This window comes from Nocardiopsis mwathae, assembly GCF_014201195.1.
GTDB lineage: Bacteria > Actinomycetota > Actinomycetes > Streptosporangiales > Streptosporangiaceae > Nocardiopsis_C > Nocardiopsis_C mwathae.
In genome coordinates this window covers 1,304,936-1,317,799 of record NZ_JACHDS010000001.1, presented here as the reverse complement: position 1 = coordinate 1,317,799, position 12,864 = coordinate 1,304,936, and the positions used below count along the sequence as shown (strand labels likewise).

General features: G+C 71.8%; 12 protein-coding genes. 5 read left to right on the top strand and 7 right to left on the bottom strand.

Going from position 1 to position 12,864, the window contains the following annotated elements; translation table 11 throughout:
• Window positions 1-2 precede the first annotated feature (2 nt).
• Entirely contained in the window at window positions 3-1,040 is a 1,038-nt protein-coding gene (locus HNR23_RS05295) for an alpha-ketoacid dehydrogenase subunit beta (protein WP_184074061.1), read from the top strand.
• Window positions 1,037-2,488, top strand: coding sequence for a dihydrolipoamide acetyltransferase family protein (locus HNR23_RS05290; protein ID WP_343070429.1), 1,452 nt, complete (start codon window positions 1,037-1,039; stop codon window positions 2,486-2,488). Before HNR23_RS05295 ends, HNR23_RS05290 begins: the two co-directional genes overlap by 4 nt.
• 137 nt (window positions 2,489-2,625) lie before the next feature.
• Here the strand turns inward: HNR23_RS05290 and HNR23_RS05285 are convergent, their stop codons facing one another.
• The 3 genes from HNR23_RS05285 to HNR23_RS05275 form a co-directional block, all read right to left on the bottom strand.
• A complete protein-coding gene (locus tag HNR23_RS05285) occupies window positions 2,626-3,564 on the bottom strand; it encodes a hypothetical protein (RefSeq protein ID WP_184074057.1) in 939 nt (312 codons plus the stop codon).
• A gap of 553 nt (window positions 3,565-4,117) precedes the next feature.
• Entirely contained in the window at window positions 4,118-5,359 is a 1,242-nt protein-coding gene (kynU, locus tag HNR23_RS05280; protein WP_184074055.1) for a kynureninase, read from the bottom strand.
• 75 nt (window positions 5,360-5,434) lie between these two features.
• Window positions 5,435-6,307 carry a tryptophan 2,3-dioxygenase gene (locus HNR23_RS05275; protein WP_184074053.1) on the bottom strand — a complete coding sequence of 291 codons (873 nt, stop codon included), beginning with the start codon at window positions 6,305-6,307 and terminating at the stop codon, window positions 5,435-5,437.
• 227 nt (window positions 6,308-6,534) lie between these two features.
• Between HNR23_RS05275 and HNR23_RS05270 the strand changes: the two genes are divergently transcribed.
• On the top strand, window positions 6,535-6,972 hold the full coding sequence (locus HNR23_RS05270; RefSeq protein WP_184074051.1) for an Lrp/AsnC family transcriptional regulator: 438 nt from the start codon (window positions 6,535-6,537) through the stop codon (window positions 6,970-6,972).
• A 102-nt stretch (window positions 6,973-7,074) separates the two neighbouring features.
• Here the strand turns inward: HNR23_RS05270 and HNR23_RS05265 are convergent, their stop codons facing one another.
• The 4 genes from HNR23_RS05265 to HNR23_RS05250 all read right to left on the bottom strand — a co-directional run bounded on the left by HNR23_RS05265 (window position 7,075) and on the right by HNR23_RS05250 (window position 10,510).
• Window positions 7,075-7,884, bottom strand: a complete 810-nt coding sequence (locus HNR23_RS05265; RefSeq protein ID WP_184074049.1) for an ABC transporter permease — start codon at window positions 7,882-7,884, stop codon at window positions 7,075-7,077.
• Window positions 7,881-8,840, bottom strand: coding sequence for an ATP-binding cassette domain-containing protein (locus HNR23_RS05260; RefSeq protein ID WP_184074047.1), 960 nt, complete (start codon window positions 8,838-8,840; stop codon window positions 7,881-7,883). The genes HNR23_RS05265 and HNR23_RS05260 overlap by 4 nt, the downstream gene beginning before the upstream one ends.
• A 97-nt stretch (window positions 8,841-8,937) precedes the next feature.
• Entirely contained in the window at window positions 8,938-9,552 is a 615-nt protein-coding gene (locus tag HNR23_RS05255; protein WP_184074038.1) for a PadR family transcriptional regulator, read from the bottom strand.
• A 268-nt stretch (window positions 9,553-9,820) separates the two neighbouring features.
• Window positions 9,821-10,510, bottom strand: coding sequence for a PhzF family phenazine biosynthesis protein (locus HNR23_RS05250; protein WP_184074036.1), 690 nt, complete (start codon window positions 10,508-10,510; stop codon window positions 9,821-9,823).
• Between the two features lie 363 nt (window positions 10,511-10,873).
• On the opposite strand from HNR23_RS05250, the gene HNR23_RS05245 reads away from it, so the two are divergent.
• Together HNR23_RS05245 and HNR23_RS05240 are read left to right on the top strand one after the other, a co-directional pair.
• Window positions 10,874-12,109 carry an MFS transporter gene (locus HNR23_RS05245; RefSeq protein WP_184074034.1) on the top strand — a complete coding sequence of 412 codons (1,236 nt, stop codon included), beginning with the start codon at window positions 10,874-10,876 and terminating at the stop codon, window positions 12,107-12,109.
• Between the two features lie 307 nt (window positions 12,110-12,416).
• Complete coding sequence (locus tag HNR23_RS05240; protein ID WP_184074032.1) at window positions 12,417-12,827, top strand: VOC family protein; 411 nt, start codon at window positions 12,417-12,419, stop codon at window positions 12,825-12,827.
• The last annotated feature ends 37 nt before the right edge of the window (window positions 12,828-12,864 follow it).

The window sequence follows — 12,864 nt, the reverse complement described above, 5'->3', positions numbered from 1 at the left end:
GTATGGCCGAGATCAGTCTGGCACGGGCGCTCAACCGCGCCCTGAGCGACGCCCTGGCCGACGACCCCGACGTGCTCGTCTACGGGGAGGATGTCGGCGCGCTCGGCGGGGTCTTCCGGGTCACCGACGGGCTGGCCGCCGCGTTCGGCGAGGACCGGTGCTTCGACTCTCCGCTGGCCGAGGCCGCCATCGTCGGCACCGCCGTCGGCATGGCCATGTACGGGCAGCGCCCGGTGGTGGAGATGCAGTTCGACGCGTTCGCGCTGCCCGCGTTCGAGCAGGTCGTCTCGCACGTGGCCAAGATGCGCAACCGCACCCGGGGCCGGGTGGAGCTGCCGCTGGTCATCCGCGTCCCCTACGGCGGCGGGATCGGCGCGGTGGAGCACCACTCCGACTCCTCGGAGGCCTACTTCACCCACACCCCCGGGCTGCGGGTGGTGACACCCGCGACCCCGGCCGACGGCTACTCGATGCTGCGCGAGGCGATCGAGTGCCCCGACCCGGTGGTGTTCCTGGAGCCGAAGCGCCGCTACTGGGCCACGGCCGAGCTGGACCTCCCGGCCCGCACCGAGCCCATGGACCGGGCGGTGGTGCGACGCGCCGGCGGCGACGTGACCCTGATCGCCTACGGGCCGATGGTGGCCACCGCGCTGGAGGCCGCCGAGGCCGGGCGGCGTGAGGGACGCGACATCGAGGTCGTCGACCTGCGCAGCCTCGCCCCGTTCGACGAGGAGACGGTGGTGTCCTCGGTACGCCGGACCGGACGCGCGGTGGTGGTACACGAGGCCTCCACGTTCGGCGGTTACGGCGCCGAGGTCGCCGCGCGCGTCACCGAGCGCTGCTTCCACTACCTGGAGGCGCCGGTGCTGCGCGTCGGCGGACTGGACATCCCCTACCCCCCGCCCAAGCTGGAGGAGTACCACCTTCCCGGTGTCGACCGCATCCTGGACGCGGTCGACCGCCTGCAGTGGGAGTCGGAGTGGGTGGAGGGCAGTGCCGACGGCCGCTCCACCCGGCAGCACACGGGGGTGGGGGCGTGACGGCGCGCGCTTCTTCCCCCGGGTCCGTCCGCGACTTCGCCCTACCCGACCTCGGTGAGGGGCTGACCGAGGCGGAGATCGTCGGCTGGCGGGTGGCCGTCGGCGACGAGGTCGCCGTCGACGAGCCGGTCGTGGAGGTGGAGACCGCGAAGGCGAGCGTCGAGGTGCCCTGCCCGTTCGGCGGCAGGGTGGTGGCGCTCCACGGTGGCCCCGGCGAGGTCATCGCTGTAGGTGCCCCGCTCATCAGCATCGATACCTCGGCCTCGGCACCGGGGGCGGACGCCGGTTTCGGCGAGCCCGGTGTCGTCGTGCCCGGGGCCCGCGGGTCCGCGGAAACCGGCGGCGGTGGCAACGGCGCCACCGCAGGGACGCCGGGGTCCGGTGCGGTCCTGGTGGGCTACGGCACAGGGGAGGGGGCCCCGCGGCGCAGCGGTGGCCGGCGGCGTGCCCCCTCGGCGGACGGGACGCGGACAACGGCGTCCGCGTCTCCGTCCCCGCCCCCCGGCGCGGGGCGGCGCACCGCGGTGGTCTCACCGCTGGTGCGGCGTATGGCGCGGGAGCACGGAATCGACGCCGCGTCGCTGCGGGGCAGCGGCGAGGGCGGGTTGGTGCTGCGCCGCGACGTGCTCGCGGCGATCGAGGGGCGCGAGCGCCCCTCCGCCGCGGCAGGTGTGCCGAGCACCGCGTCGGACGTCGCCGCTCCCGGCGTCGCGGCGGTCGCGCCGCGCGCGGTGCCGTCCCAGGCGGGTACGGGCGAGGAGGAGCGGATCCCGCTGCGCGGCGTGCGGGCCACGATGGCCGAGCGGCTGACACGGTCGCGGCGGGAGATCCCCGAGGCGACGGTGTGGGTGGATGCCGACGCCACCGGCCTGCTGGAGCTGCGTGCGCAGCTGAACGCCGCCGACCCGCAGCGGCCGGTGAGCGTGCTGGCGCTGCTGGCGAAATTCTGCCTGCTGGGGCTGCGGCGCTACCCGGCCCTGAACGGGCGGGTGGACACCGAACGCTCCGAGCTGGTCCGCTTCGGCCGGGTCCACCTGGGGTTCGCGGCGCAGACGCCGCGGGGCCTGATGGTGCCGGTGGTCGGTGAAGCGGACCGGATGACGACGCGGGAGCTCGCGGCGGAGATGTCGGCGGCGACATCGGCCGCGCGGGCCGGGTCGCTTCCGCCGTCGAGGCTGACCGGCGGGACGTTCACGGTGAACAACTACGGGGTGTTCGGGGTGGACGGTTCCGCGGCGATCATCAACCACCCCGAGGTGGCGATCGTGGGGATGGGGCGCATCGTGAAGCGCCCGTGGGTGGTGGGCGAGGACGTCGTGGCCCGCCCGGTGACCGAGCTGACCCTGGCGTTCGACCACCGCGTGTGCGATGGGGAGGAGGCCGGGGGCTTCCTGCGGTTCGTGGCCGACTGCGTGGAGCGGCCCGGTCTGCTGCTGGGCGACCTCTGACCCGCGATGGGGGCCGGGGCGGCTGCGCCCGGCCGGGATACCCGTGCCGTCGGCGGACCCCGCGGGGTTAGGGCGGGGTGTCCGAAGGCGTCGCGTGTCCGGTCAGTCGGCCGACCGGCGGCCTGACCGGGGCGGGATCACTTGCGGCGCAGCTCGGAGACGAGGTTGCGCCACCCGTCGGCCGACTTCAGCGACTGCCAGTCGATGTTGCGGACGGTGTCCCAGGTGGAGCCCGAGCCGTTCTCGCCGGCCTCGGCGAGGGCGTGCTTGGGCTGGGGGCGGTTGCGCTTGGCCAGGACGGCCACCGCGAGGGCGGGGAGCAGCGCGAGGGTGAGGACGCCGGCGGCCATCGGCAGCTCGTTGCCGGCCAGGGAGATGCCCGAGAGGTCGTTGGTGGCGGTGCCGGTCTCGAAGCCGGTGTGCGACTCCTCGCCGTTGCCCGACTTCTGGTCGACCTTGTCGGCCTTGTTCTGCGCCAGCTCGGCCTGCTGCTTCTCCTCGGCCTGCTTCTTCTTGGCCTCCTCGGCCTTCTTCTTCTCGGCCTCGGCCTTCTTCTTGGCCTCTTCGGCCTTCTTCTTCTCCTCCTCGCGCTTCTTCTTCTCCTTCTCCGCCTTGCTGTCCTTCTTGGCGTGCTCGGGGATCGGAGAGACGGCGCTGTTGCAGGTGGTCGAGCCGCTCATGGGCTTGGGCGCACCGGGCTCACCGCGGCCGCTGCCCCAGGAGGTGATGTAGTACTCGACGTCGATGTGGCCGTTGCCACCGGAGACGGTGAGGCTGTTGGTGTTCCAGGACTCGCCGGTCAGTTCGGCGAAGGTCTTGCCGTCGATGTCGAGGAGGACGTTGCAGTTCTCCGCCGGGTTGCCGGGGCCGCGGTCGCCGATGAAGAAGTCGGCGCGCTTGCCGTTGTAGACGATGTAGCCCTCGGTACCGAGCGGCCAGCTGGGGCTGGCGAAGAGGCCCTTCTGCATGGGCTCGCCCGAGGCGGGCAGGCCCGTGTCGCCGTTGATGCCGGAGCCGTCGTCCCAGAAGTAGGACGCTTTGACCTTGCCGTACTGCACAGGATTTTCGGAAGTCATCTATAAGAACCCAGGTTGGGGACAGGGCCGAGCGAGACCGTGGGCACGACGGAGACGGATTCCGGCCACAGGTGTGGGGCAGCGGGAATCGGCTGCGGAGTGCTCTTCGGGAAGGGGTTCGCCTGGCTGGGTCGCCAGACGTCGGGGCCGTGCTCGCAGTTGGGGACGGCGAGCGAAGGGGCAGACGCTCGATTCGCGCGGCCCGGCCCGGAGGAGACGTGGGGGTCTCGTTCACCCGGGGCGTGTTGGACAGCCCGGGGCTCGGCATCGGCGTGATCCGGTGGGCACCACGATGCACCCGCACATCCAGATCACGAACCGATCACCGAGGACTCTAGCCCACGAGAAAGCAAAACGCACCAGGTCAGAAGGTAAAACCGCAGATCAGGTGTGGTCGGGACGGGCCGGGCGAAGGGTAAAACGCCCGCACTCGCGGGCGTTTCGGACGCTCTCGGCTCCCGAAAAGAAGTGCTCATCACACCCGAAAGTGCGCTTCATCTCACGGGAATCACGTGGTCATCTCTTGACCTACCGGTAAGTAGCCGTTCAAGGATCATGTGACCTGCGCCCGCTCGGCGAACCGGGGGTCGCGCCACTCGTCGGTGTCCAGCACCTCCACCAGCGCGGTCGCGGCGTCGAAGACGTCCACGTAGCGCAGGTAGAGCGGGGTGAAGCCGAATCGGAGCACGTCGGGCGCACGGAAGTCGCCGATGACGCCGCGGGTGATCAGCGCCTGCACGATCGGATACCCGGCCTCGGGGTCGGGGTGGGCGAGCGCCACCTGGCTGCCGCGGCGCTCCGGCTCGCGCGGGGTCACCAGCCGCAGCCCGACCGGCTCCACCAGGTCGATGAACATCTCCGTCATCGCCAGGCTCTTCTCGCGCACCCGCCGCATGTCGACACGCGCGAACAGGTCCAGGCTCGCCTCCAGCGCGGCGTCGGCGATCAGGGGCTGCGACCCGCTGAGGAAGCGGCTGGCGCTCACGGCCGGCTCGTAGTCGCCGGTGAAGTCGAACGGCCGGATGTGCCCGTGCCAGCCGCTGAGCGGCTGGCGGGCGGTGGCGTGGTGGCGTTCGGCCACGTAGCCGAAGGCGGGGGTGCCCGGACCGGCGTTGAGGTACTTGTAGGTGCAGCCCACCGCGAAGTCCACGCCGCACGCCGACAGCTCGATGGGCAGCGCCCCCACGCTGTGGCACAGGTCCCAGACGACCAGGGCGCCGCTGTCGTGGGCCATGCGGGTGACGGCGGGCATGTCGCGCAGCGCACCGGTGCGGTAGTCGACGTGGCTGAGCAGGACCACGGCGACGTCACCCGCGCCCAGCGCCGCGGCCAGCTCGGGACCGTCGGGGTCGACCCTGCGCTCGGCGGCGCCCATCAGCTCCACGGCGCCCTGGGTCACATACAGGTCGGTGGGGAAATTGCCCGTCTCGCCCAGCACGACACGGCGGCCGGGGTTCAACCGCAGAGCCGCGACCAGTGCCTTGAACAGATTGGCCGACGTTCCGTCACCGACCACCACCTCGTGCGGTGCCGCCCCCACCAGCGGGGCGAGCTTGGCGCCCAGCGTGCGCGGCTTGTCCCACCACCCCGCGGTGTTCCAGCTCCTGACGAGGTCGCGCCCCCACTCGCGCTCGACCATGTCGGCCACCCGGCCCGGGGTGGCCTTGGGCAGCGCGCCCAGGGAGTTGCCGTCGAGGTAGACGACACCCTCGGGGAGGACGAACTCGTCGCGGAACGGGGCCAGGGGGTCGGCCGCGTCCAGCTTCGCGCACTTCTCTCGTGTGATTCCCGTCATCCGCTCGCTCTCCTGAGGTCGTCGCCGGGCCCGGGGCCCGCCGCTGTCCGAGGTTCCGCCGCACCCTGCCGTGCCTCACGCCGAGGTGCGCAGCGACCAGAGTTCGGGAAAGACGTCGGCGCCGGCGCTCTCGGCCAGCCAGTCCAGGCCGCTGGAGCCCCCCGTACCCGGTTTCGCGCCCATCGACCGCTTGACCGCCATCAGGTGGCGGTGCCGCCAGCGGGTGACACGCTCGGCGGTGTCGAGCAGGACCTCGGCCAGGGCGAGCAGCTCGTCGCCGGGGCGGGCGTCGGCGTAGACCCGGGCCCAGGCACGCTCGACGCCGCGGTGCGGGGTGTAGCGCTGCGACCAGTCGCGGTCGGCCCGCTCGGCGGGGACCGGCAGGCCGCGCCGGTGCAGCAGCCGCAGCGCCGCGTCGTACAGCCCGGGCCTGGCTAGGGCGCGCTCCAGCTCGGCGTGCACCTCGGGCAGGGCGGCATACGGCTCGATCATCCGCCGGGACTTGTTGCCGAGGAGGAATTCCAGGTGGCGGTGGGCGAAGGAGTGGAAGCCGGAGGCCTCCCCCAGCGCGTCGCGGAACCCGTTGAACTCGGTGGGGGTGAGCGATGCCAGCAGGTCCCAGGATTCGGCCAGCACGTCCTGGGCTGCGGTGCCCCGCCGGAGCGCCGCGACGGCCGCGGGCACATCGTCGGCGTCGAGCGCGTCGCAGGCCTGCTCCCAGCGCTGCCGGACCAGCGCGAAGAGCAGTTCCATGACCTGGGTGGTGATGATGAACGAGACTTCGGCGGGCTCGTCCGTACGGGGCCGCTGCAGGTCGTGCAGGGTGTCGATGGCGCCGTAGCGGATGTACTCGCCCGCCTGGGCGACGGTGGCGGTGGGCCTCCCCCGGTTGTCCGCCGCGCGCTGCGCGCGCTCCCGCTCCGCCGTCGGCGCTGCGGCCTTGGCCATCGTTCCCACCTCTCCTGGGCGGCCGCCGGGCGGTGGAGGCGGGTGCCGCCGACTCTTCGTGCCGCCACCCGGAATGTCGCCGCTCGGGGCCAGGTCGCCGAATGTGATGTGAACCTCAGGATGCTGCAGAAAGGGCGGAGGAGAGAAGGGCCGACGCTTGCCATTCGGCACGTCCGACCTAACAATCGTAAGCAATTTCCGCGCTTGAGTTCACGATCGGAAGCCTCATGGAGAGCATCGACTGGCGGATCCTCGCCGAGCTCCAGGCCGACGGGCGGCTGTCCTACAACGAGCTGTCCCGGAGGGTGAACCTGTCCGCCCCCGCCGTCGCCGAGCGCGTGCGCCGCCTCCAGGACACGGGCGTGATCACCGGTTACCACGCGCATGTCGACCCGGAGGCGGCCGGGCTCCCGGTGACGGCGCTGGTACGCATGGAGTGCTTCGGTCCGCTGTGCCTGCTGCGCGACGAGACGGCACTGGCCCTCCCGGAGATCCTCCAGGTCCACCGGGTCACCGGCGACGCCTGCTGCGTCCTGTTCCTCGGCGTCACCTCGATGGCCCACTTCGAGGGGGTCATCGACCGGCTGGCCGAACACGGCCGCCCGTCGAGCACGATGGTCCTCTCCAGCCCCATCCCCTGGCGCCCGGTCACCCGCCCGGACTGACACCCCTGCCCCTTGCGTTGATCTCGGGGATATTGGGGTAAAAATCGCCGCTGGGAGCCCAATATCTCCGAGATCGACGGAGGAGGGGGTGACCGGGCGCGGTCAGGCGCTCAGCGTCCGCATCCGCCGGGTGCCCAGGGCCAGTGCGGCGGCGGCCACGGCGACGGCGACCAGGGCCCCGACCGCGACGGCCGGGTCGGCCAGGTGCCCGGCGAACAGGGCGCGTTCGGCCTCGACGACATAGGTCACCGGGTTGACCCGCGAGACGGCGTACAGCCATCCCGGCCCCTGGTCCATGGGCAGCAGCAGACCCGAGGTGAGGATCAGCGGCATGATGACCGTCTGCAGCAGCCCGGCGAACATGTGCTGCACCTTCAGCACCATGGCCAGCAGGTAGGACAGGGTGCCCAGGCCGATGCCCAGGACGGCCAGGAGCAGCAGCCCGGCCGCGACGCCGGCGGGCGATGGCCGCATGCCGAACGCCGTCACGGCCGCGATGAGGATGACCGCCTGGATGAGGAGCACGACGACGTCGCGCATCACCCGGCCCAGCAGCAGCGCGATCCGGCTCACCGGTGTGGCCAGCAGCCGCTCGTGCGCTCCGCTGTGCAGCTCCGGGAGGAGGCCGAAGCCGGCGAACGCGGTTCCGAACAGGCCGAGCATGGCCAGGATGCCGGGGACGAACCAGTTCCATGGGTCGTCGCCCACGGCGCCGGGGACCCCGGTGAGCAGCGGGCCGAACAGCACGAGGTAGAGCACCGGCTGCAGCATCGCGAAGGCGAACATCGCGAAGGGGTTGCGCAGGGTGGGGCGTAGCTGGCGGAGGCAGATGATGCCGGTGTCGCGGAGGACGTGCATGGCTCCTGTCCTGTCAGGGCGGGTCGGAACGGCGGGGGCGGTGGTCGTGCTCATGGCGTGTCCTCGCGCAGGCTGCGGCCGGTCAGGGTGAGGAAGACGTCGTCGAGGGTGGGGCGCTGCACCTGGAGGGTGAGCGGCTCGACACCGGCGGCGCCGAGCGCGCGCAGCAGCTCGGGCAGGACGGCGTCGCCGCGCTCGACGCGCAGCCGGACGGTGGCGCCGTCGCCGTCGGCGTCGACGTCGTGCGCCGAGGGGATGCGTGTGACCGCTTCGGCGGCGCGGCGCGCGCCGCCGGGCTCGGTGGTGAGGGTGACGAGGTCGCCCGACACCTTGCCCTTGAGCTCGTCGGGGGTGCCGTCGGCGATGACGGCGCCGTGGTCGATGACCACCACGCGGTCGGCGACGGCGTCGGCCTCGTCCAGGTAGTGCGTGGTCAGGACGAGGGTCATGCCCTGCTCGGCGCGCAGGCGGGCGATGTGCTCCCAGAGGTTGGCGCGACTGTGCGGGTCCAGTCCGGTGGAGGGCTCGTCCAGGAAGAGCAGGTCGGGCCGGTGGATGAGGCCCATCGCGACATCGAGGCGGCGCTGCTGGCCGCCGGAGAGGTGGGCGGCCTCCCGGTCGGCCGTTCCATCGAGCTCCAGCAGCGCCAGCAGTTCGTCGGCGCGGGTGCGGGCTTCGCCGCCCGACATTCCGTGGCAGCGGCCCTGGGTGACCAGCTCGTCGCGGACCCGCTGGCCGACGCCGGCGCTGTGGCCCTGGCCGACGTAGCCGATGCGGCGCCGTACGCCCCGTGGGTCGGCCACGATGTCGCACCCGGCCACGGTGGCGCTGCCGGAGGTGGGGCGCAGCAGAGTGGTGAGCATGCGCAGGCTGGTGCTCTTGCCCGCCCCGTTGGGGCCGAGGAAGGCGAGGAGTTCACCGGCACCGACGTCGAGGTCGAGTCCGCGGACGGCCTCGACGGTGGTGCCCCTGGCCGGGAAGGTCCGGGTGAGTGCTCGGGTATGGATCATCTCGACTCCAGTAGTCAAACTTGATTACCGAGGCAAGAATGCACCCTTCCGAAACAGGTAGTCAAACTTGATTACTGCGTTGCGGTGGGCACCCGTCTCAGTCGGCGCCGGGCGGCGCGGAGGCAGGAGCGCCGAACGGGGCGCCTCCGCCCGCGTCGTCGGCCATGGTGTAGGCGCCCTGCTCCAGGCGTTCGATCATGCCGCGGGTGAAGTCGGACGCGGCCTGCGCCTCGACCACCCACCACTCGAAGAGCTCCCAGACGTGCTCGGGTTTGCGCCCCTCCTCCAGGTCGTTCCGCCGCAACGTGGCCAGCAGCTCGTCGGCGGCCTCCAGGTGGGACAGGCGATGCCGCAGATACGTGATGACCGTTCGGCGCGGCAGGCAGGTCATGAACGTGATCCCGGCGCCGAAGAACTCGGGTTTGGCGTCGGCGTCGGAGAGCGCCTTACCCAGGAGCCGCCGGAACTCGGTCTCCCCGTCATCGGTGATCTCGTAGAGGATCCGCTCCGGCCCTTCGTCACTGTCCTCCACCCCGGCGGCGCCGACCATATTCGCCTTCACGAGCTGGCGCAGTGCGTGGTAGATGGACCCGGGTTTGACGTTGGCCCACTGCTCCGCGCCCCACGAGATCAGCTCCCGGCGCACCTGATAACCGTGCGCCCGGCCGAACGCCCGCACTACGCCCAGAACCAGCAACCGCGTCGCCGACATGTCCCGGTGATCCTCCCCACTCGTCCCACCCGCCACCTTGAAGGCTAGGGCGTGTTCGACGGATCATTCCCGGCTCGCGGCCACCGGAACGACGCTCGCCGCGCCGCTCCACTCGTGAAGCCGACCTGGATCGACTTCGTGCAGCGGCGTGCGAGCGCAGCCCCGGACGGCCGCTCGCTCAGGAGGAAAGCATCCGCCGAACACGCCCTAGAACGACGGGAGGCGTGCGGTGGCACCGCCGTCCCCGAGGCGGTGCCACCGCCGGGAACTACGGCAGCGTGTAGTCGCGCTTTTCCAGCAGGGCGACGCGGCCGCCGACCTCGACGGTGCCGTCGGGGCCGGGGCGGACGTCGATACGGGAGCCCACGCCCTGGCGGATGACGAGCGGGCGCCGCAGCCGCTGGCCGAGGCGCAGGGCGGCGGCGCCGGTGGCCTCGTCTTCGGTGATGCCCATCTCGTGCGGGAAGACCCGGACCCGGACGCGCCCGGTGGCCTCACCGCCGTCCTCCCAGGCCCACACGTGCAGGTCGACGCCGGGCTCGCCGCCCTCCATCGCATCGACTTCGGCGGCGGTGGCCAGCCGCCGGGTCGCGAAGACCGGCGCCCGGTCGGGATCGGCGCGGATCCAGGTCCGCTCGCCCTCGGCCCAGGTGGCGACGGGTCCGGCCGGGGGGTTGAGGGTGTCGAGGGCGCGCCCCTCCCGACGCAGCAGCCAGGACGTGCCGACGAGGGGGTGCCCGGCCAGGGGCAGTTCCACAGCGGGGGTGTGGATGTGCAGCCGTCCGGTGGCGGGATCCTCCAGGAAGACCGTCTCCGCGTAGCCGAGGTGGGTGGCGATCGCCTGGCGGGCCGAGGCGGGCAGGCCCGGGGCGTCGAGGAAGACGCCGAGCTCGTTGCCTCCGGTGTCGCCGTCGCCGAGGAACACGGTGGCGATGTGGAGGGTGGTGGTCTGACGCATGGCCGCCACTCTGCCAGCTTCGACCACGCAGCACGAGTTGATTCGCCTACGAGAAGCGATGAAGCAGAACTTGATGATGCGACCGAAGGGCGGCTGCGCACAGGATGCACGCCGACCACCGGTCGGATTCAGGTCACACTCCACGTCCGAAGACCGAGGGAATCAGGCGCCCTAGTATCGTGTTCTGAGTTTTGAGCTGATGATGGGACCTTTACTGGAACCTTCTCCTCGCAGTCCCCGCGCCCACCGACCCCCCGTGCGGCCTCCAGGGCCGTACACGCCCGGTGAGTGCGACACGCGCCGACCGCGCCGTGCCGCCGCGCCCGTCAGCGCCCGGAAGACTGAAAGAGAATCTGGAGTTCCATGTCTCCCCTGGCAACGCTGCGACGCATGCACGCGATCGCCGGCGCCCCCCTGCTGCTCGTCTCGTTCCTCGCCCGACTCCCGGTGTCGATGTCGCTCATCGGCACGCTCACCCTCGTCACCACTCAGGTGGGCAGCGTCGCCGCCGGCGGCGCGGTGTCCGGGGCGCTGGCCCTGGGTGAGGCCATCGGCGGGCCGGTCATCGCGCGCTTCGCCGACCGGCGCGGGCAGCGCCCGGTGGTCCTGCTCACCTCGCTGCTCGACGCGGCGCTGCTCGCCCTCCTGGTCGCCGCCGTCTTCGCCGGAGCTCCCGTGTGGGTGCTCGCCGCGCTGGCGGCACTGGCCGGGCTGTGCATGCCGCAGATCGGCCCGCTGGCCCGATCCCGCTGGATCGCCCTGGCCAAGCGGCGCGAGCACGACCGGGAGCGGTCGATCGCCGCGGCCCTGTCGGTCGAAGGGGTCCTGGACGAGACGGGGTTCGTGATCGGCCCGGCGCTCGTCGGCGTGCTGGCGCTCCTCGTCCACCCCGCGGCCAGCGTGCTGGGGGCGGCCGTGCTCATCGGTGTCTTCGGGGCGCTGTTCGCCGTGCACCCGACCGCGCTGCCCGGCACCCCGTTCACCCCCGGCCAGGACCGGCTGGCCCGGCCCGGCTTGCTGGTCCTGATCCTGCCGATGTTCTGCCAGGGCCTGTTCTTCGGCGGTGCGGCCACCGGCGTCACCGCCTACACCCAGAGCATGGGTCACGCCGATCTGTCCGGCCTGATGTACGCGGTGATGGGCGTGAGCAGCGCGACCGCCGGCCTGCTGATGGCCTCGGTCCCGGCCCGCATCGCGCTGACCGCGCGCCTGCGCGCCGCCTCCGTGGGGCTGGGCCTGCTCTCGCTCCCGCTGTTCCTGGCCCCCGGGCCGGTCGCGCTGGGCGCGGCGATGTTCCTCATGGGGTGCGCCATCGGCCCGCACATCGTCACGATCTTCGGGCTGGCCGAGCGGGCCGCTCCGCCCGCCCGCCTCGGTCAGGCCATGACGCTGATCCTCAGCAGCCTCATCCTCGGCCAGGCCCTGGGCTCGACGGTCGCGGGCCACGCCGCCGAGGCCTTCGGCTTCCACGGGGCGTTCCTGGTCGCCGCCTCGGCCGCCTTCGGTGCCGCGGTGGTCGCCGTCGGTGTGGTCCGGTCCCGCTGGTACGCGGTGCCCGCGCCGGAGCGGACTCGGCCGGCGCCGAGCACCGCTGCGTGAGTCGATGTGAAGGCCGCCCGCACCGCCCCTCACTGAGCGTGACGATCATCATAAGCGGACCACCCGGCCCTGCCGCACCCCCCGTCCCCGACCCCGCATCGATCCGAGAATTGCCTGGTCAAGGGGGCTTTCGAGGGACGTGGCCGGGTACACACTTCGATGGAAGTGTGGTGATTTACCCCGAATGCGTTAAAGATGCATTAACAGCTGCCTGACCACCCGGAATCGGGGCGTACGCTCAAAAATTGTGCTTACGCTGTTCCCTCCCCGCAAACTTCGGATGCAGGACCGCCGAAGAGAGGTTTCCGTGCCTAGTGTGACTGGCCTCGCGCACCTCACGCTCTCCGTGCGTGACCGAGACGCCAGCATCGACTTCTACCGCTCCGTCCTCGGTTTCAAGGAACACAAGACGCGTGACGGCAAGCGGTGGCTGCACACCGAGTGCCGCCACCCCAGCGGTGTCGTCCTCGGCTTCACCCAGCACGAGGACCACTTCAAGGGCAGGTTCGACCACCGCCACGCCGGTGTGGACCACATCGCCTTCCAGGTGAGCTGCCTGGGCGAACTGGAGGGCTGGGAGGAGCGCCTCACCGAGCTCGACATCGACCACTCGCCCGTCGTCCACGCCGACCACGGATCCATGCTGACCTTCGCCGATCCCGACGGTATACAGCTCGAACTGTACTGCCCGGCCGAGCCGGACTCCGACGAGGACTGACCGGCCCTCTCCCCACGGGCCACCGGGCACGACCGGC